Annotated in this window: 19 protein-coding genes; 8 read left to right on the forward strand and 11 right to left on the reverse strand. The window is 56.8% G+C overall.

Annotated elements, in window-relative coordinates:
- Window positions 1-244 precede the first annotated feature (244 nt).
- On the reverse strand, window positions 245-1,540 hold the full coding sequence (locus tag FAES_RS13655) for an anthranilate synthase component I family protein (protein ID WP_015331811.1): 1,296 nt from the start codon (window positions 1,538-1,540) through the stop codon (window positions 245-247).
- Between the two features lie 51 nt (window positions 1,541-1,591).
- Window positions 1,592-2,626, reverse strand: a complete 1,035-nt coding sequence (locus FAES_RS13660; RefSeq protein ID WP_015331812.1) for an NYN domain-containing protein — start codon at window positions 2,624-2,626, stop codon at window positions 1,592-1,594.
- A gap of 457 nt (window positions 2,627-3,083) precedes the next feature.
- Here FAES_RS13660 and hisB point away from each other — a divergent pair, with 457 nt between their 5' ends.
- Window positions 3,084-4,244, forward strand: coding sequence for a bifunctional histidinol-phosphatase/imidazoleglycerol-phosphate dehydratase HisB (gene hisB, locus FAES_RS13665; protein ID WP_015331813.1), 1,161 nt, complete (start codon window positions 3,084-3,086; stop codon window positions 4,242-4,244).
- Between the two features lie 65 nt (window positions 4,245-4,309).
- Here the strand turns inward: hisB and FAES_RS13670 are convergent, their stop codons facing one another.
- Together FAES_RS13670 and FAES_RS13675 are read right to left on the reverse strand one after the other, a co-directional pair.
- Complete coding sequence (locus FAES_RS13670) at window positions 4,310-4,789, reverse strand: CHRD domain-containing protein (RefSeq protein ID WP_015331814.1); 480 nt, start codon at window positions 4,787-4,789, stop codon at window positions 4,310-4,312.
- A 378-nt stretch (window positions 4,790-5,167) separates the two neighbouring features.
- A complete protein-coding gene (locus FAES_RS13675; RefSeq protein WP_015331815.1) occupies window positions 5,168-5,722 on the reverse strand; it encodes an RNA polymerase sigma factor in 555 nt (184 codons plus the stop codon).
- A 452-nt stretch (window positions 5,723-6,174) separates the two neighbouring features.
- Here FAES_RS13675 and coaE point away from each other — a divergent pair, with 452 nt between their 5' ends.
- A complete protein-coding gene (gene coaE, locus FAES_RS13680) occupies window positions 6,175-6,777 on the forward strand; it encodes a dephospho-CoA kinase (protein WP_015331816.1) in 603 nt (200 codons plus the stop codon).
- A 27-nt stretch (window positions 6,778-6,804) separates the two neighbouring features.
- Here coaE and FAES_RS13685 read toward each other — a convergent pair whose 3' ends face one another.
- Together FAES_RS13685 and lgt are read right to left on the reverse strand one after the other, a co-directional pair.
- Window positions 6,805-7,428 carry a hypothetical protein gene (locus FAES_RS13685; protein WP_015331817.1) on the reverse strand — a complete coding sequence of 208 codons (624 nt, stop codon included), beginning with the start codon at window positions 7,426-7,428 and terminating at the stop codon, window positions 6,805-6,807.
- A gap of 181 nt (window positions 7,429-7,609) precedes the next feature.
- A complete protein-coding gene (gene lgt / locus FAES_RS13690; protein ID WP_015331818.1) occupies window positions 7,610-8,458 on the reverse strand; it encodes a prolipoprotein diacylglyceryl transferase in 849 nt (282 codons plus the stop codon).
- A gap of 179 nt (window positions 8,459-8,637) precedes the next feature.
- Between lgt and yidD the strand changes: the two genes are divergently transcribed.
- On the forward strand, window positions 8,638-8,847 hold the full coding sequence (gene yidD / locus FAES_RS13695) for a membrane protein insertion efficiency factor YidD (protein ID WP_041258943.1): 210 nt from the start codon (window positions 8,638-8,640) through the stop codon (window positions 8,845-8,847).
- Window positions 8,848-8,912: 65 nt separating this feature from the next.
- On the opposite strand, the gene FAES_RS13700 is transcribed toward yidD, so the two are convergent.
- The 5 genes from FAES_RS13700 to FAES_RS13720 all read right to left on the reverse strand — a co-directional run bounded on the left by FAES_RS13700 (window position 8,913) and on the right by FAES_RS13720 (window position 14,488).
- Window positions 8,913-9,737: a metallophosphoesterase family protein gene (locus tag FAES_RS13700; protein WP_229364481.1), complete on the reverse strand. Its 825-nt coding sequence runs from the start codon at window positions 9,735-9,737 to the stop codon at window positions 8,913-8,915.
- Between the two features lie 105 nt (window positions 9,738-9,842).
- Window positions 9,843-10,640 (reverse strand): hypothetical protein, encoded by a 798-nt coding sequence (locus FAES_RS13705; RefSeq protein ID WP_148289362.1) that lies wholly within the window; start codon window positions 10,638-10,640, stop codon window positions 9,843-9,845.
- A 1-nt stretch (window position 10,641) separates the two neighbouring features.
- Window positions 10,642-11,934, reverse strand: coding sequence for a glycerophosphodiester phosphodiesterase (locus tag FAES_RS13710; protein ID WP_015331822.1), 1,293 nt, complete (start codon window positions 11,932-11,934; stop codon window positions 10,642-10,644).
- A gap of 74 nt (window positions 11,935-12,008) precedes the next feature.
- Window positions 12,009-12,809 carry a hypothetical protein gene (locus FAES_RS13715; protein WP_051054139.1) on the reverse strand — a complete coding sequence of 267 codons (801 nt, stop codon included), beginning with the start codon at window positions 12,807-12,809 and terminating at the stop codon, window positions 12,009-12,011.
- A 191-nt stretch (window positions 12,810-13,000) separates the two neighbouring features.
- Window positions 13,001-14,488: a sodium:solute symporter gene (locus tag FAES_RS13720; protein ID WP_015331824.1), complete on the reverse strand. Its 1,488-nt coding sequence runs from the start codon at window positions 14,486-14,488 to the stop codon at window positions 13,001-13,003.
- Between the two features lie 105 nt (window positions 14,489-14,593).
- Here FAES_RS13720 and FAES_RS13725 point away from each other — a divergent pair, with 105 nt between their 5' ends.
- From FAES_RS13725 to araA, 5 genes are all read left to right on the forward strand, one after another.
- A complete protein-coding gene (locus FAES_RS13725; protein WP_015331825.1) occupies window positions 14,594-14,872 on the forward strand; it encodes an ATP-dependent Clp protease adaptor ClpS in 279 nt (92 codons plus the stop codon).
- A 112-nt stretch (window positions 14,873-14,984) separates the two neighbouring features.
- Window positions 14,985-15,602, forward strand: a complete 618-nt coding sequence (gene recR / locus FAES_RS13730) for a recombination mediator RecR (protein ID WP_015331826.1) — start codon at window positions 14,985-14,987, stop codon at window positions 15,600-15,602.
- A gap of 157 nt (window positions 15,603-15,759) precedes the next feature.
- Window positions 15,760-17,439 carry a ribulokinase gene (locus FAES_RS13735; RefSeq protein WP_015331827.1) on the forward strand — a complete coding sequence of 560 codons (1,680 nt, stop codon included), beginning with the start codon at window positions 15,760-15,762 and terminating at the stop codon, window positions 17,437-17,439.
- 113 nt (window positions 17,440-17,552) lie between these two features.
- On the forward strand, window positions 17,553-18,245 hold the full coding sequence (locus tag FAES_RS13740; RefSeq protein WP_041257863.1) for an L-ribulose-5-phosphate 4-epimerase: 693 nt from the start codon (window positions 17,553-17,555) through the stop codon (window positions 18,243-18,245).
- Between the two features lie 92 nt (window positions 18,246-18,337).
- Window positions 18,338-19,816 carry an L-arabinose isomerase gene (gene araA, locus FAES_RS13745; RefSeq protein ID WP_015331829.1) on the forward strand — a complete coding sequence of 493 codons (1,479 nt, stop codon included), beginning with the start codon at window positions 18,338-18,340 and terminating at the stop codon, window positions 19,814-19,816.
- Window positions 19,817-19,818 lie beyond the last annotated feature (2 nt).

Consider the following 19,818-nt stretch of genomic DNA (forward strand, 5'->3'; position numbering starts at 1 on the left):
GTAGTTCGCTAAACCAAGACTAGGCTGCGGCAAGGCGCCCGAAGAGGATCAACCAGGCAACGACGCCCATAAACAGCCAATGGAGGGCTTTGTAAACAATCGGGTGAAACGAAGGGCGCATAAAGGAGCTTGTTGGACATCGTAAAACTAGAACCGGCGGATGACTCCCATATTACGCATTCATGAAGCAGGCGTTATGCTTTCGGGCTGCTCAAAAGCCTGGTATAATGCTGACGACACAGCGTCACGCACCACCCAGTATATCCCGCATTGCCTGTCCCTTTAGTAGGCACTCAGCGTATTCCTGCGCCGGGTCGGCATCGTAGGTGATGGCGCTGCCCACGCTATAACTGGCCAACTGGTTGGCGGCATTGTAGAAAATGCTACGGATCACCACGTTGAAATCGAAGTCACCCTCGGGCGTAACGTACCCAATGGCCCCCGAATACACGCCTCGTCGGCTGGCTTCGAGCTCATCGATGCGCTCCATCGCCCGCATTTTGGGGGCACCCGTCATGCTGCCCATCGGGAAAGCGTGCCGCAGAATGTCGGCCAGCGAGGCATCGGGGCGGGCCGTGGCCGATACCGTCGAAATCATCTGATGCACCTGCCGGAAGGTGTAAATGCCGAACAGTTCATCGACCTGCACCGTGCCGGTTTGCGCTGACCGGGCCAGATCGTTGCGGACCAGATCCACGATCATCAGGTTTTCGGCCTGTTCTTTCTCACTCGCCCGTAGCTGCTGTTTCAACGCCTCGTCTTCGGCGGACGTTTGGCCGCGGCGGATGGTGCCTTTGATGGGCTGCGAGAGTAACCGTTGCCCCGTCCGCTTCAGAAAACGCTCCGGCGAAGCACCCAGCACAAAGCGTTGCTGCTGTTTCAGGAAGGTTGAAAACGGCATCGGTGACCGAGCGCACAGCGTCCGATACGTACCCACGGGGTCAAGCGCCAGTTGTTCGGCGTAAAACTCGATGCAGTAATTCAGCTCGTATACGTCGCCCGCTTCGATCAGCGCCCGAATCTGCTGCACTACCGCCTCATAGTTGGCCTCGCTGACCCGCGCCTGTACTATCGTGCCCGTTTGGCCAGGGATCTTGGGGGCCGGTAGGAGGGTAGTGGGGTCGGTGAGCCAGTGGTGCCATGGGCCAGCACTGGGCTCGTTAGTCTGCACCTCAATGGCATCGGGGCTAAGCTCGACAACGTACCTGGGTTCAAAAAACCAAATTTCGGGAAACCCGAGCCGGTTTGGGTGGCGGCTATGCAGGGTTTCGATCTGATTCTTGACGTCATAACCGACGTACCCAGCCAGGTGGCAACGGTACCGGTCGTGGAAATCGGCCAGCGTCTGGAGGTCATCCTGGCCCGTAAACGGAACGACCCGCTTCGCGCCCGCGTAGAGGCGGGTCGGAAATGGGTCGTTGGGGTAGGCAATGCCGTTGTTGTTCAGATAAACAAGGGCATCAAACTCCGTTTCGGCGGTTGCCAGCAGTCGCCAGCGCCAGTCGGCGAGGTCGGGAGCGGCAAAGCGAAACACGTTCATTGATGCTGCATGGGTGCGGGTTGGCCAGGCTGGCCAACCCGTACCAACTAGTTAACCTTCGTGATATTCAACAACCTGCACGTCGATGGCAATGTCTTTGCCTTCGTTGTTTTTACCAATGCGGAACGACACCAGGTCATCGACCTGGAAGTCATTAAAGTCGCCCGCCGTAACGCTGGTATAATGGAAAAACAGGTTGTTGGGCGGCCAGTTGATAAACCCATAGCCTGTTTTCAGGCTGCGGATGGTGCTTTCAAAACGTTCGCCTTCGGTATCAAACCCGAGCCCGTTCTCTTCGGTGGGCTGGGCATCCGGGTCGGCTTCGTTGGCGGTATAATTGGTCGCGTTGCCGTTGGCGTAGTTCCCGTTTGTGTTGGCATAAGGCCGGGGCGACGGCTCAAACCGGGGGCCATCGGTGCGGGGTTGCTGCTTCACAAACAGGTTCTGGATCATCGAGTCGTTCTTGCGAACCCGATTGTCGATCTCCTGGTGCATGGCAACCGGATAGGAGACTTCTTCCAGCAGGTCCTGCGAGGTGCGGGTGACCATTTTTTCGCCTTCGTCATTGAGGTATTCGAAATCCCAGCTAAGCACCATTACGCGGGTACCAAGGGTATTTAACTTTCGAATCAACGGTACGTAGTCGCCGTCGGCCGTGATAAGCACCATCACATCAAACTGCTTGTAGGTAGCCAGTTCGTAGGCTTCCAGGGCGAGCCAGACATCAATACCTTTCTCCTGCCGATAGCCCTGATAGGTCTTCACGGGCAGGTAGTGCGTAACGACCCCTTCCGACATCAGGATATCGTCAAACAAACGGTCGTAGAAGAGCTGATTGCCCCGCTGACTGGCTTCGTGCGCGTTCAGACGCCCCCGGAAATAGTGGGCATCAACGATCTGGCACAGATGGATGTCGGTATCTTCAACGTCGGCTACTTGGCTGCGGATAAACGAGTGGAGACCCGATATACTGATGCGGCTGCGGCGTTCGTGCGAATAATTGTAATAGTTGCTTACATGAAGAAAATAATTACCATCATAGAACACCCCTATTCGGGTGAGCTTACTGCTTCGCTGGTTTTGCATTCTGTTTTTTGGACGCTATTGTAGGTAACTGACTGTTTGCAGGAATAGAAAATGGGTATGGATGGCTATTAAGTAGAGGCATTCGTGTATAAGCAAAGGATACGTACGTGGGCAATGTTGAAGAGATGTATACTACTATGTACAAAAAGAATGAATCACGATACCTTTATACAGACTCCCGACCCAGCAGCCTGGTCGGCTTCTTTTTTATTACGTTATCAATAACCGCTGTGGCGGTTAATTAATGGGTCAAATATAGCGAAAAAGCCACCTGGCGGCTTTTTTAGGCCGTTATAGGCCAAAAAAGTTTTGTCGTCTGTAAACAACTCAACCCACCCAACACCGGCGGCGAGCCATTACACTTGTTGATTAGACGGTAGGTCACGATGGCCGTCACCGCACTTTTCGGTCTGGTTTGGTGCGCAAAGACCCTGTCTGTTTGTGTAACTTCGCGGCCATGCAACCTGTATTGTTTATCGACCGTGACGGTACGCTCATCATCGAGCCACAAACGGATTTTCAGATCGATTCACTCGAAAAGCTCGACTTTATTCCAAACGTGTTATCGGCCCTGCGCCGCATCGCCGAGGAGACACCCTACGAACTCGTGATGGTGACGAATCAGGATGGGCTGGGGACGGATATTTTCCCGGAAAGCACGTTCTGGCCCGCTCACAACAAAATGCTGGGTACGTTCGCGGGCGAAAACATCCACTTCGCCGACCAACTGATCGACCGTACGTTCGCCGCCGATAACGCGCTGACCCGCAAGCCCAATACCGGCATGCTCACGGCTTATCTGGAGGGGGCCAAATCGGGCCGGTATGATCTGGCCAACAGCTATGTGATCGGCGACCGGCTCACCGACGTGCAGCTGGCCGTAAATCTGGGTGCCAAGGCCATTCTTTTTGTTCCACCCAATGCCAACCCGACCACGCAAAGCGCCGATACGGCTGGTATGACGGAGGCCATGCGGCAGGCTATTGCGCTGACCACCGACAACTGGAATGACATTTACACCTTCCTGCGGTTGCCTGCCCGCACGGCTTCCGTGGAGCGGAATACCAACGAAACGAAAATCAAGATTGAGTTGAACCTGGATGGAACCGGCCGCGCCGATATGCATACGGGCCTTGGTTTCTTCGACCACATGCTCGACCAACTGGCGAAGCACTCGGGGGCCGACTTAAGCATCCACGTCGATGGTGATCTGCACATCGACGAACACCACACCATCGAGGATACGGCGTTGGCGCTGGGTGAAGCCTATCGGCGGGCGCTGGGCGACAAACGGGGAATCAGCCGGTATGGCTTTTTATTGCCGATGGACGAAGCGCTGGCACAGGTGGCCATCGACTTCTCAGGTCGCCCGTGGCTGGTGTGGGACGCCGAGTTCAAGCGGGAGAAAATCGGCGAGATGCCAACGGAGATGTTCTTCCACTTCTTCAAATCCTTTGCCGACACCGCTCAGGCTAATGTGAACATCCGGGTTGAAGGCGACAACGAGCACCACAAAATCGAGGCGATTTTCAAGGCCTTCGCCAAAGCGATTAAAATGGCTGTCAAACGCGATATTAAAGCCCTCGACAGCCTGCCAAGCACGAAGGGGGTTCTTTAACGTACAAGGTCCAACATCGGCTGACACGTGCGTGTCAGCCGATGTTGGACCTCGACAACAAAACGTTATTTCACCCGGATATCGCCCCGGATTTCACCGGCGGGATAAGTCGGCGTATGCAGGTTGGCGTAGAACTGACCGGCTACCATGCTATCAACCTGCGATTGACGTAGCGAACTGGTGGTGCCGGTAATGGGCGAAGTCAGTGACGAGAACGGGACGGTTACCGGGCCGGTGCCATCGGCATTGGTGATCCGGTGCAGGTGGCCCGCCGTCGGGGTGATGCCGGTGAACGTTACCGTGTAGCTCAATACGCGCGAGGTGCGGTCAATGGTCCCGGCGAACGTACCTGAAGCGGTCGATGTGGTTGAGGTCGGCTTTTCCTGCGAACCGTTTAGCGTGGCCGTAAGCTGGATAGGTGCGGGTGGAATCGGAGCCGTGTTTGCGGCTGGCGTATTCTCGTAGCAACTGCTGAGTGTGGCTACTGAGCCGAGCAAAAGTGCAGAAGCCAGCAAACGCAGGGAAGATTTCCGTGTCATAGTCATGATAGTACGATTAGCTTGATCACGACTAAGTAAGCACAAACCCGTCAATATTGTTGCATCACCGGCCCGACTCTGTTGGAACGGTTACGGATTAGGGCAAAATCGTGCAGTTTGGGCGGGCCAACAAATGCACCCGGACAGGCTATCGATTACCCAACGAAGAGTGGGCCGGGTAGGTCCGTTAAGTAGCCAATTAGTGGACGTTGGCTTGTTAGCCACGTAAAGGGGGAAGTCGCAGGTGTGGTTTGCGAATGAGCGGGCCGCAGGAATGGTGGTGCGCCGAACAAGGCGGGGAGGCTGCTTCCGTCGGCGATTTGTGAAGGAGGCTTGTGCCGAGACCGACACACAACACAAATCACGTAGGAAAGGGCACTTCGTCTAGCCGTTCAGTCGATACGTGTAGTGATTCCGTATCTTATCGCGGGTACGCTTGAGGCGCATTTTTACGGCGCTATCCTTGAGGTTGAACTTCTCGGCGATCTCCTTGATGTCGAGATCTTCTTCGTATTTCAACTTCAGGAGCATTGCTTCATCGGAGGAGACCGTCTGGATGGCCATGTTGAGCGTCTGGATTTGCTCTTCACGGTGGTCATATTCTACCTCATCGGCAATGTAATGCTCCATCTCTTCGTCGATCATCACCATTGAAAGCCGCTGGCTTTGCCGGATCTGATCCATGCAATAGTTGTAGGAGATGGAATACAACCAGGTGGAAAAAGTAGATCGTTCTTTGAAGTTTCCCAGATTTGAGTGAACGCGGATGAAGATGTCGTGCATGTAATCTTCTGCTTTGGCCGAACATTTCGTTAGGGAGAAGCAGCGGCGGTATACCTTATTCGAATACCGCTGGTAAAGCGTTTCAAAGTACTGATTCTTACGTGTCGCCAGATACATCCGTATCAGCTCCTCGTCTTTCGTGGTTGAGGCTGTCATGAGTACATACTACTAATTGGGTTAACTGGTTAGAGTGATATGGGTTATCTGGGCGCATGCAAAATGTAACGGTTTGTTTACCAAACTTATGAATTTCCGGGTAAGTGAAAAAGTTCAAAGCGAACTTTAACTCACTATTTATAATGGCTTTAGTTTACCCGGCTAGTCAAAATGTATGGCTACATGAAGGGACAAACGGGTCGACTTAACCCCGGGAGGTTCGGTCAACGGCCGCGCTGCAATCATAACCTTTCAGACTTTACACCACTAACATATGTCACAAAGAATTTTTACTCAATATGACTTTTTCGGGGGAGACGGTTTTGTCGCCAACCGTAACGCTAAAACTAAGTAGAACACAGATGGCCCCTCGTTACTTCTGTAGGCACCCGGGAAGGCATCTGCGGCTATCGGGAAGGGGCTGATTGGTTCGCTCGCTCAACTGACGCTGTATGAAAAAAATAGGAATTACCGGTGGGATTGGCTCGGGTAAAAGCACCGTATGCCGCGTATTCAGTATACTCAACGTGCCGGTTTATGAGGCGGATGAGCGCGCCAAGTGGCTCACCAACCACGACCCCATCCTGAAGGCCGATATCGTCCGGCTGCTGGGCCCCAACGCGTATGACGCCGCCGGGCAATACAACCGGGCGTTTGTAGCCGCACAGGTCTTCACCAACCCCGATTTGCTCAAGCAACTCAATACGCTGATCCATCCGCGCGTGTTCGCTGACACGGCCCGTTGGGTCGACGAGCATGAGCAGTATCCGTATGTGCTCAAAGAGGCGGCTCTGATGAACGCTGCTGGTGATGGCAATGATCTTGATGCGGTGGTGGTGGTCACAGCGCCGGAACCGCTGCGCGTAGCCCGGATTCGGCAGCGCGACCCGCAACGGTCGACTACCGAAATACAGGCGATCATCGACCGGCAGATCAGCGAAGAGGCCCGCCTTAAGCTGGCCGACTTTGTGCTGGTCAACGACGAAGCGAACCTGCTCCTGCCGCAGATTCTCCGCCTGCACGAGCTGTTCCTGGGCAAAGCCACAGTCGTGTGATGCGGCGTGATTGGCGTTGTGGCCTGCTTAGTTTAGCGCACTCAGCTTATCGGTATCAATGGCTTCCAGCGCGCTTTTGAGCTTCTCCATCGAGACGCCATTCCCTTTGGCCGTCACGACGTACCGATTCTTGACAACCATCGCGATCTCGCCCGATTTGCTGCTGGTGGTGTACTTCTCGTAGCATTTGTTGTCGCCCATCTTGGTCGTTCGCTCGTAGCCATCTTCGGTTTCCTTATCGACGTCGACCATCGTCCAGGCGGCCAGCCCCATCAGGGCTCCTGAGCCACCCGCATCGACCAGGGCGAGTTCGATGTTTTCGCTGTTGTCGGCATTTTCGTAGCGGGCCGTTGCTGTTGAGATGGTAAAGCCTGCCATGCCGTTTTTCTCGCCCGATGCCGATTTGCGTGCCAGCCCATCGGCATCGGCTGGCAACAGGTCTTTCAGCTTTCGGAAGTCAATGGTTGCGACAGGGCCGTTTTTCTGGGATGCTTCGGCCTGCTTAGCCATTTCCTGCATGGCGTTTAGCGTACCACCCACCGACGCCGTTGCGCCATCGTCTTCTTGTTGTTCGTCGTTTTTGCGGCCGCAGCCTGCCAGCATCACCACCACACAGAACGTACCTATGATAGCCAGGAAACCCGTTTTCATACCAGAATAAGGAGGTTTAGTTACTCAGCCATATAGCTGATGACCTAAGGTAATTAGTGGCTGGGTACGTTGCTGACTGAATTGACTGAACGTATTGATTGTCAGTGTAAACGGAATAAAAAAAAGCGGATGAGGCTCTCCCCATCCGCTTCGCGATGCTAGTATATGTCAGGGCACGTACCTACGCCTTGGGTATCGCCGTCCGGCGGCTGTGCCAGACGAAATAAATACCGAAGAGCACCGCCGGGATACTCAGAATCTGGCCCATGTTGAGGGGAAGCGTGTTTTCAAACGCCACCTGATTTTCCTTCAGGTATTCGTAGAAGAAACGCAGCCCGAAACACCAGATCAGGAAGATGCCAAGGAGCAAACCGCGCGGCGTGTTTTCTTTCGATCGGTTCCAGATCGCCAGCAGTACCGCAAACAACGTCAGCATCGAGAGCGCCTCATAAAGCTGAGCCGGATGCCGGGGTACGCCCACCGGATACTCATTGTTGTATTTGAAGATGAACCCCCAGGGCAAGGTCGTGGGCAGGCCCACAATCTCGTGGTTCATCAGGTTGCCGAGCCGGATACAGGCCCCCGCCAGTGCCACCACGATGACGATGCGGTCGGTTGTCCAAAGAAATGTCTGGCCCGTAAGCTGACTCGATTTGCGGCGTGAATAGAGCCACAGGGCCGTCAGGATACCGATGGTGGCTCCGTGACTGGCCAGCCCCCGGTAGGGCGGTAGGATCACCTCGAGTGGATTGCGAAACAGCACTTCGGGCTCATAGAAGAGGTAATGACCAAAGCGGGCACCCAATACGGTGGAGAGCACCATGTAGATGAGCAGCGCGTCGAGATCTTCCTGCGGTTTTTTCTCTTTGCGGAAGATGTGGGTCATGATCTGCATGCCGATCAGGAAACCAGCGGCAAAGAGCAACCCATACCAACGTATTTCAAAGGGACCGAAATTGATGCCGAAAAGTGTAAAGGCGTTGACGGAGAAAAGAACCGGGTCCGCGTCCCAGGTGATGTAGGCAAGCATTCGTGCGATGAGGGTGAATCAAATAGAGATTTCCTTGTTATGGGCAAAGATATTGGTTTGTATCCACTGTTCACTGTTTACGGGTCGCTGTCTTTCGTCTACCGTTGCGTTGAGGGCGTTCACGTTCACCCAAACGGCGCAATCAGGCCCCAATCCAGCCACCTGTTGCCCATGCTATGATGCGTTACCTGCTGATTGCCTTCGTTCGTTTCTACCAGGGGGCGATTTCCCCCTTTTTTCCGAATGCCTGCCGGTATACGCCTACCTGCTCGCAATACATGGTCGAGGCTCTACAGAAACATGGCGCTTTCCGGGGGGGCTGGCTGGGCCTCAAACGCATAGCCCGCTGCCACCCCTGGGGCGGACACGGGTATGACCCCGTACCTTGAGCGTAGAGCACGGGGATCGGGTCACAGGGTGGCTGGTCAAGTGCCCCAAGCCCCTTACACCGCGCTCACACTACAAACCCGTAGCCGTCGATGAAACTGGTCTGGTCGTCGGTGAGGCGGTGCGAGCAGACGTGGAGTAACTCGCCTTCGGGTTCGACGGTCAGGTAATGAAACATGGGTTTGTAATCAGGCGCCCGATCTTCATGGCGGTCGGTATAGAGCGGCTGATGCAAGCCGCCCCCGCCCCCGATCACCAGAAAAACTTTACCGCCCGTTTCGAAGCGCTCGAAGGCATGGGCATGCCCCGTGATAAACAGCTTCGCTTTTTTGGAGGCCAGATAGGGCGGCACAAACCGCAGCTGCACCGGCTTGCTCGACCCAACCAGCCGACTGTTGGAGAACGGGGCGTGGTGGCAGGTGACAATAACCGATTGAATCGCCGGGTCGGCGTCGTAGGCCGTCAGGGTGGTTTCGTAGAAAGCCTGTTGTTCTTTCTGCTGCTCCAGCGTCAGGGTGCTGAAGTTGGAGTTGAGCAGAATCACACCTACCCCGTCGGTTACGTGGGCGTAGCCGGTCGGGACGTGGTCGGCAAAGCGCCGCTGGAAGTTCCGCTGGCCTTTTTTGGGGCGGCCCATCACGTCGTGGTTACCCAGAATCGCTTTTACGTCGATACCGACCTCATCGCAGTGTGCGAGAAACGTATCGACCATGGGCCAGGCGTTGTTTTTGTAGCCCAGCACAACCACGTCGCCCAGCCAATAGAGGGTTTCGGGGCGGCGTTGGAGCAATTCACGGAAAATAGCCTGCGTGGCCTTTACGTTGTTCCGCTTCTTTAAGAACAGGGCCTCAATCCACATTGGCGCCTGTGTATCGGCAAGAAAAGCTAGCAATGGAGTTTACTGTTTAATGTTCATGGTTCAGCGTTGCTCGCCGGGAAAGCAAGGTTACTCGTTAGTCCCGCAGCGGCAAACCGCTTACACCTTAAACGTAGGTTTCTACCAGGTTAACGCCCGCCAGACCAGCGTGGCCTGAAAAAGCATGCAGGCGTCGTTGGTTTGGGTGGCGTCGTACCATTTCAGTTCGGCGGCCAGCCCCAGGTTTTGCGTGATCGGTTGCGTGTACGTACCGGCCACCATCCAGCCAATACTAAAGGTATGCCCCCGGGTATTGCCATCGTAGCTCAGTTCCGAATTAACGATGTAGGGGCCCGTTCCGGCATAGAGTGCAAAGCGCCGCACCACCGACATCGAGAAGACGGCCAGCACCGGAATCGCCGAAACCCGCACGCGGGCCGGTTCGCCGTTGATCACCCCCCGGTAGCTATACATGTCGAGGTAGCCGGTTTCAACACCCAGCCGGAGCCGGTGGTCGGTTTGCCACATCACGCGGGCCGTCAGCGGCAGGCCCAGCCGAATTTTGCGTTCCTCGGCCAACGTACCTGGCGTGCCGATAGTGGGCATGTAGATAGAGCCGCCGAGGCTGGTGTAGACCAGCAGTCGGAACGGCCCCCGGTTGGGGTGAGTCGAGTCGGGCTTGGCATCCCACAATTGCTCGGGACTCAGCTTACGTACCTGTCCGCGTCGGTTGAGGCGGGGCGTATAAGCCGGTGGGAGGGGGCGTCGGGTACGTAGCCGCGTGCTTTTGGGCGTTTTACGCACGGGTCGGCGGCGGGTCGAATCGGCTTGTTGGGCCAGTGCGACCGTAGTCAGCCCCAGCCAGCCTACACAAAACAGCATCAATAAGCGACGAAGCACGCGCCCCGTTGATCTGCCGCGCTGGTAAACGTATAGCATCTTATTGCTTGACATAGTGGTAATAAGCCACAACGGGCGCGTAGTTGGTGAGGATACCGTCGAGGGTATTGTCATTAATGAACTGTTCAATGAAGCTGGGTACGTCGAGCGTCCAGATAAAGACGCGCCGCCCCTGCGCCTGCATGGCCTTGGTCTCGGCAATGGGGTTACCCAGGGTCCAGCGCGGTGCCCAGACCTTGGCGTTGATCCGTTTGGCCGTGGCCGTATCCAGCTCACAAAGCGAAACCGTCTGCTGATGGTTAGGCAGCTGCTCAAACTGCGTCACGGTTTCTTCGGAAGGCAAGCCAATGTAGATCGTCAGCCGTCGGCCCAGCGCATTGGCCCGTTGCTGATACGTTTGCTGAATCTGCCGCACCAGTTCCATATCGCGCACGTCTTTGGTGTCGAGCCAGACCGTTTCGAGGGGTGTATCGTAAACAACGGCCGTAAGCGCCTCCTCAAGCGTCGGGATTTTTTCCCCGTTGATCAGCCGGACAAACGACGACAGTTGCTTGTAGGTGTATTCTTCGATCGGCCCGATCAGCCCGTTTTTCTGGGTCAGGCGCAGGTTGAGCTGGTTGTCATGGTACAGGATCGGGACGCCGTCTTTGGTTTGCCGGATGTCGATCTCCACGCCGGTTGCGCCCAGGCGGGGTGCCAGCCGGATAATCTCCGCCGAGTTTTCGGAGGCAGGCAACAGGTCAGAGGTACGGCCGCCACCCCGGTGCGCCAGAATCTGGAAAGGCTTGGGATTCAGCGGCCGGTTTGACACGAACGACATTGGAAACCGCCGCGCCTCTTCGCCCAGACCATAAAAACCCCGAAAGACAACCTGCCCCGGCGGAATAGGCTGGCAACAGGCCGGATCGAGCAAGACGCTACCGCCATTGCCTTTCTGCACGATGAAACGAGCCGTGCCGGTTTCGGAGTTGACCAACCGCCGCCAGAACCCTTCAAAGACCAGCGAGTCGCCCACCTGCCGGCCTTCCAGAATAAAGAAAGCCGCCTGCGGTTCGCAGAAAAGCGTCAGGTAGTGGGTGGTATCGCCCGGTGCCTTGACCGTATACGACCATTTGGCGGCCAATTCGTCGCCAAAGGCGTCGGACCCATCGGCAATGGTATACACGCCTTCGCAGGCTTTGCGCGTCTGGGTGTAGAGCAGTTTGGCGCCTTCCGTATTGAGCCCCTCGCCCAACTGCTTGGGAAACGGCACAGTATTGTCGAGGCCCGGTCGGCAGCCGATCAGATAGCCCAACAGGCTGATTAGTATAAGTTGAAACGAAAGCGATCGCATAGGTAGTAATGTCGTTGGATAGGCGCGCTTGCGGATCGAGCGGGTGTCGAGCCGTAACGGACCAGTCTTATAGGTTATAAGAAGAAGCCGATAAAGGCCTCCGGGTAAAAGATGGCGCGGTCGAAAGTGGAATACAGCGACCAGAACTGCCAGTTGAAGTCGGTATACAGCGCCCGGAAACCCAGTGCCACGTGCCGCCGCCCAAAAAAGGCCTGTTCCAGGGTAATCGTGGCCCCGGCCCCATTGTAGAGTACCCGACCCCGTTCGCTGACGGTTTGCCCTACCCGCGACCGGTAAAAGAAGCTCATGTCAAGCTCGCCCCGCAGCGTAACCAGCAGGTCGCGCGACGAACGAAACCCGATCGCGGCCGTTGGTCGGCCCTGGATACCAAAACCCCGGTTGTTGAATTGGGCTAATTGGAGGGAGCCAAACCAGGCGCCCGCTTCGGCCCCGATCGACCCATAGAAGCGGCCCTTGATCGGGAAACTGTAGCGCAGCCCCGCCGAGGCGTTGTTCTGTAAGAACTGAAACGTAAACCGACCCGTCAGGGCCAGGTTGTCGGTCAGGCCGTGGAGCACGACCAGGTCGCCGGCGGGTACGCTCAACTGCACCTCTTCGGTAATGTCGCGGGGGGTTGTGGTGAACGTGACGCCCAGCGTGGCCCGGCTAATGCCCTTGGTGAGCGGAAACGGGAAGTGGACAAACGGGACCCGTGGCGAGGTGGAGTCGGTTGGGGGGAGCGTGAACTCTCCTTTCTGGTAAGCTCGTCGGTAGGGATTTTGCGGCCGCTTCGTGCGAGACGGGCGTTTCACCTGCCCCCAGGCCGGAGCCATCAGTAGCAGGGAGAAAAAGAGTAGTAGAATGGGGCGATACATGGTAAGGCCGGCGATCATTTAATCGACCGGCCTAATACAAACAGGCCCCGAACCCGAAAAGTTAAACCCGGCTACTGTAGACCGAAAGCCCACCCGGTCAGGATCGTGTCAGACCCGCCAATAGCTGCACAAATGGGCTACATACTGCCGCCGCTAAACGAACAAACCACACGCTAGCCTTGCTAACGTACCTACACCGTTACCGGTTGCGACGTTGATTTGCGCGACAGAAGCCACAGGCCCAGGTACGTGAACAGGCCGTTGAGCAGTAGCCGTTCGAAGCTGAAGGTGTAGCCGTTGAACCACTCCTTCGAATGCGCATTCACGTAGTAGGTCAGGAAAGGGGAGAGGATACACACGAGCGGCACCCACCCATCGCGGACGGGGCGTTTGTTGAACAGGCCGAAGGCATAAAGGCCCAGCAGGGGCCCGTAGGTATAGCCCGCCAGGTCGAACACGGCCGTGATCAGGTCACCGTTGTTGAACTGATTGAAGATGACGATCACCACCCAGAACAGCACCGAGAACCCAATGTGCACCCAGTGCTTAATGCGCGACCGCTCGGCTTCGGGGCGCCGTTCCACCTCCATAAAGTCGATGCAGAAAGACGTGGTGAGCGCCGTGAGGGCCGAGTCCGACGAGGCGTAGGTGGCGGCGGTGATGCCTAGCAGGAAGGTGATGCCTACCACCGGACCGAAGTGGTTCAGCGCGAGCATCGGGTACAGGTTGTCGGTTTTGGCGGGTACGTCGATGCCCTTGGTGTTGGCATAGATGTACAGCAACGCACCCAGGCACAGGAACATGAAGTTCACGATGGTGAGCGTGATGGTGAACCAGAACATGTTTTTCTGGGCTTCGCCAATGTTCTTGCAGGTCAGGTTTTTCTGCATCAGATCCTGATCCAGCCCCGTCATCACGATGGCAATGAAGGCGCCCGAAATAAACTGCTTCCAGAAGTTACGCGGGTCGTTGAAATTGTCGAAGAAGAATACCTGCGAGTAGGGGCTGCTTTTGATGGCCGCTGTCACTTCCGATGTATTCAGGTTCAGTTGCCGGGCAATCAGCACGATCGTCAGGGCTACTGCCGTTACCAGAAAGGTCGTTTGCAGCGTATCGGTGATGATGATCGTTTTGACCCCGCCCTTAAACGTGTAGAGCCAGATCAGCAGGATGGTGATGGCAACCGACGCTTCGAAGGGAATGCCCAGATCGTTGAAAATGGCCAGTTGCAGCACACCCGCCGCCACGTAGAGGCGCAGCGCCGAGCCGACCGTCCGGGCCAGCAGAAAAAAGCCCGCGCCAGTCTTGTATGACCAGAACCCGAAGCGTTTTTCGAGATACCCATAGATCGAAATCAGGTTCATGCGGTAGTACATCGGCATCAGCACCGTGGCGATGACGTAGTAGCCGATGATGTAGCCCAGCACCACCTGGAAGTAGAAGAAGCCCTTGTAGCCCTCGAACCCTTTGAAGACCCCGCCCACGGCGCCCGGCACCGAAATAAACGTGACGCCCGACAGCGACGTGCCGATCATGGCGAAGGCCACTAAGTACCAGGGCGACTGGCGGTTAGCCGTGAAAAACGTGTTGGTGTCGGCCCCACGCGAGGTGTAGTACGACACTCCGATCAGCATGGCAAAATAGGCAATCAGAATAATCAGCGCAGTAGTGGAATTCATCTCAGAGGGGCAACTTTTAACCGACTCGCGGGGTTAGTATAAAGGGGATTAACCGGCCAAATTTCCGTAAATTTGCCAACAATCAAACCAACAACTTGCCCAGTTATGATGCCGTTCTCAGAACCAGACGTTGAGGTATTGGACGAAGTCGTTGAGACAGAAGTCTACAACCTGGTAGTCTTCAACGACGACGTCAATACGTTTGAACACGTGATCGACACCCTGATCGACGTGGTGCACCACACGCCCGAACAGGCCGAACAATGCACTCTGCTGATCCACTACAAGGGCAAATGCACCGTCAAGAACGGTGGCTTTGAGGAGTTGGTCCCCATGCGAAATGAAATCTGCCGCCGGGGCATTTCTGCCGAGGTGCTTAACTGAATGCACAATGTACAATGCGGTACGATGTACAATGAGGTTCCTGTAAGGGAGCAACTGTCATGTGCGGCAATCCATTGTACATTGTACACTATTCATTGTACATTCTCTATACATGGAGTTTCCCTCGAAGCTTATTGAAGATGCGGTGACGGAGGTGTCGAAGCTGCCGGGCATTGGTAAAAAGACCGCCCTGCGGCTGGTGTTACACCTGCTGAAACGCGACGAAGACCAAACCCAGACGTTGGCGCAGGCGCTGGTGGCGGCCCGCACGAAAGTGCAATACTGCCGCAAATGCCACAACCTCTCCGACGACACGCTCTGCTCGATCTGCGCCAATCCACGCCGCGACGGCTCCACGATCTGCGTGGTGGAAGACACCCGCGACGTGCTGGCGATCGAAAATACGGCCCAATACAAAGGGCTCTACCACGTGCTGGGTGGCATCATCTCGCCCGTGGAAGGCGTTGGCCCCAGCGATCTGCACATCGACTCGCTGTTGCAGCGCCTGACCCAGCAAAACGAAGGCGACGAGCCCGTCAAAGAGATTATCCTGGCGCTCAGCCCCACGATGGAAGGCGACACCACGGCGTTCTATCTCCAGAAAAAACTACGGCCCTTCAGCCTGCGCGTATCGACCATTGCCCGGGGTATTCCCATCGGTGGTGACCTCGAATATGCCGACGAAATCACGCTTGGGCGCAGCATTGTGAGCCGCATAGCCTACGAATAGTCAATTTTAGCTTAGCTTTCGTAAAAGAACCTCCGGTAGAATGCCAGAGGTTCTTTTTTTATTTGTACCGCGCTAGCTGTCGTTGTCTGCCTGTTGGCAGGTAATAGCCCTATTGGCCAGTGGCAGCCTAGCCCAAGGACCCCCTACCTTCTCATTTATGATAGCCTACGTAATTGGCCTCGACTTCGGTACAGACTCCGTGCGGGCGGTGCTGGTCGATGCCAGCAACGGGCGCGAACTGGCCCAGTCGGTATTCACGTACCCACGCTGGCAGGCCGGTCTGCATTGCCACCCGGCCCGCAATCAGTTTCGGCAACACCCCCTCGACTACATCGAAGGGCTTGAAACGACCATCCGGGCCGTGCTCGCCGCCTCGCCCGAAGTCGACGCCGCCGACGTGCGCGGCATCGCTGTCGATACCACCGGTTCCACGCCGGTTGCCGTCAATGCCGACGGGGTGCCGCTGGGCCTCACGCCCGCCTTTGCCGATAACCCCAACGGCCATTTTGTGCTGTGGAAAGACCACACGGCCGTAGCCGAAGCCGACGAAATCAACCAAAAGGCACGTACCTGGGCCGAAACCCACCCCGACGAAGGGGATTACACCCGCTTTGAGGGGGGTATCTATTCGTCGGAATGGTTCTGGGCCAAAATCATGCACATTGTCCGCACCGACGAGGCGGTGGCTCAGGCTGCGCACTCGTGGATGGAGCATTGCGATTACATCCCGCTGCTGCTCACCGGTTCGTCGCTGGCCGACCTGAAACGGAGCCGATGCGCGGCGGGCCACAAGGCACTTTGGCACGAAGGCTGGAACGGCCTGCCCTCGGAAGCGTTCCTGACGTACCTGGACCCCAAACTGGCCGGCCTGCGCGACCGTCTGTTCAGCGATACGTATACCGCCGATCAATCGACGGGAACACTTTCGGCCGAGTGGGCCACGCGCCTTGGCCTCACTACCGACACGGTCGTGGCCGTGGGTACGTTCGACGCCCACGCGGGTGGCATCGGCGGGCAGATTGAGCCCTATTCGATGGTGAAAGTGATGGGTACGTCGACCTGCGACATGGTGGTGGCACCCACCGCCGACGTGGCCGACACACTCGTGCGGGGCATCTGCGGCCAGGTCGATGGCTCCATCGTGCCCGGTATGCTCGGCCTTGAAGCGGGGCAGTCGGCCTTTGGCGATTTGCTGGCCTGGTTCCGGCGGGTGCTCGAGTGGCCGCTGCGGCTGGTCGACTCGTCAGGTACGTTGTCGGATGAGCAGAAAACGGCCCTCCGGCAGGACATCGCCAGTCGGCTGATGGGTGAACTCTCAACCGCCGCCGAAGCTGTCGACCCCGAGCTGAGCAGCGTACTGGCCCTGGATTGGGTCAACGGCCGCCGCACACCCGACGCCAACCAGACGCTGAAGGGGGCCATCACGGGCCTCAACATGGGCACTGGCGCCCCCGAAATTTTCCGGGCGTTGGTCGAAGCCATCTGCTTCGGTTCGCGGACCATCGTAGAGCGGTTTGAAGGCGAGGGTATCCCCATCCGGCAGGTAATTGGGCTGGGTGGCGTGGCCAAAAAATCGGCTTTCGTGATGCAGACCCTCGCCGACGTGCTGAATCGCCCCATCAAAATTGCTACCTCAGAACAGGCCCCTGCGCTCGGCGCGGCCATGTACGCCGCCGTCGCCGCCGGTATACACCCTGACGTACCCACGGCCATGCAGGCCATGGGCAGCGGGTTTGATGCCACCTACACACCCATCCCGGCCAACGCCGACCGCTACGAACGCCTGTTCCAGCGGTATAAAGCGCTGGGCCAATTTGTCGAGCAAAACGGTAAATAATGAATAATGTATACTGAACGATGTACAATGCACACTGGCTCGCGGTAGCGCTACGCCATCTGACTCATTGTGCATTGTACATCATACATCGTGCATTATTCGCCACACTATCCATGTATAACGAATTAAAACAAGCCTGTTACGAGGCCAATATGCAGTTGCCGAAGCTGGGGCTGGTGATCTTTACCTTCGGGAATGCGAGCGTGGTCGATCGGGAGCGGGGCGTATTTGCCATCAAACCGAGCGGCGTTCCCTACGACACGCTCTCGCCCGACGACATCGTGATCGTTGATTTCGACGCCAACGTGGTGGAAGGCAGTAAGCGCCCCTCGTCGGATACGAAAACGCACGCGGTGCTGTACAAAAACTGGGCGGGCCTTGGCGGCATCGTGCATACGCACTCGACCTACGCGACGGCCTGGGCGCAGACCCAACTCGATATTCCGATCCTCGGCACCACCCACGCCGACCACCTGACGGTCGACGTACCCTGCGCCCCTCCGATGGACGCCACGATGATCGAAGGGGATTATGAACACGAAACGGGCAACCAGATTTTGCAGGAATTTGCCCGGCGCGGCCTGACCCCCGACGAGGTAGAAATGGTGCTGCTGGCCAACCACGCGCCCTTTACATGGGGTAAAACCATCGAAAAAGCAGTTTACAATGCAGGCGTGCTGGAAGCCATTGCCCAGATGGCTTACCTGAGCTGCACGCTGCGGCCCGACGTCAACCGCCTGCCCGCTTCCCTGATCAAAAAACACTACGAGCGCAAACACGGCGCCAATTCGTATTACGGACAATGAAATGCGTTCAAAGTCCAAGGTCTAATGGTCAACGTTGCTCTCTTACGAAGCGATCTTGAACATTGGACGTGGAACGTTGAACGAAAAATGGTATGCTCAAAACACTTGACCTTTGGTTTATTACGGGGAGTCAGCACCTATACGGCGAAGAAACGCTTCGGCAGGTAGCGGCCCATTCACAGCAGATTGTCGCGGAACTCGACAGTAAACTACCCGTGCGGGTGGTGTACAAGCCCGTGCTGACCACGCCCGACGAGATTTACAACCTGCTCAGCCAGGCCAACGTCGATCCAAACTGCATCGGATTGGTGGCCTGGATGCACACGTTTTCGCCCGCCAAAATGTGGATTCGGGGGCTGAAACAGCTACAGAAACCGCTCCTGCACCTGCACACGCAGTTTAACCGCGACATTCCCTGGGGCCAGATCGACATGGACTTTATGAACCTGAACCAGTCGGCCCACGGCGACCGGGAGTTTGGGTTTATGATGTCGCGGATGCGCCTGAACCGGAAGGTGGTGGTAGGCCACTGGCAGGACACGACCGTGCACGAGCAACTGAGCGCCTGGGCGCGGGTCGCGGCGGGCTGGCACGACTGGCAGGGTGCGAAATTCGTCCGCTTCGGCGATAACATGCGGCAGGTAGCCGTGACGGAAGGCGACAAGGTCGAGGCTGAACTGAAATTTGGCTATTCCGTCAACACGCACGGTGTGGGCGATCTGGTTTTCTACGTCAACAACGTACCTGACAGCGCCGTCAACGAACTCCTGGCCGATTACGAAACCCAGTACGCCTTGGCTGATAACCTGCGCAAAGGCGGCGCCATGCACGAGTCGCTGCGGACGGCCGCTAAAATCGAGGCGGGTATGCGGAAGTTTCTGGAAGACGGGAAGTTCAAAGGCTTTACCGATACGTTTGAAGACCTGCACGGTCTGGCGCAGCTGCCCGGTATCGCTACCCAGCGCCTGATGGCCGACGGGTACGGTTTCGGTGGCGAGGGCGACTGGAAAACGGCGGCGCTGGTGCGGGCTATGAAAGTGATGGGCACCGGCCTGCCCGGCGGCAACTCGTTCATGGAAGATTACACGTATCACTTCGCGCCGGGCAACAACCTTGTGCTGGGCGCGCACATGCTCGAAATCTGCCCCAGCATTGCCGAGGGCTCGGTTCGCGCTGAGGTACACCCATTGGGGATTGGTGGCAAGGCTGACCCCGTCCGGCTGGTATTCGACTGCCCGGCGGGTCCGGCGCTCAACGCGTCGATCATCGACATGGGCAACCGCTTCCGCCTGCTGGTCAATACGGTCGAAGCCGTCAAACCGGAGCACGAACTGCCCAATCTGCCGGTCGCGCGGGTGCTGTGGAAAGCCAATCCCGATCTGGCAACGGCCGCCGCCGCCTGGATCTACGCGGGTGGCGCGCACCATACCGGATTCAGCCAGAACCTGAGTGCCACCTACATGGAAGATTTTGCCGAAATGGCGGGTATCGAATACGTACTCATCGACGAACATACGCGCCTGCTCGATCTGAAGAATCAGCTTCGGTGGAGCGAGGCCTATTATCGGTAGAA

Origin of the sequence: Fibrella aestuarina BUZ 2 (genome assembly GCF_000331105.1) — a bacterium.
GTDB classification, from domain to species: domain Bacteria; phylum Bacteroidota; class Bacteroidia; order Cytophagales; family Spirosomataceae; genus Fibrella; species Fibrella aestuarina.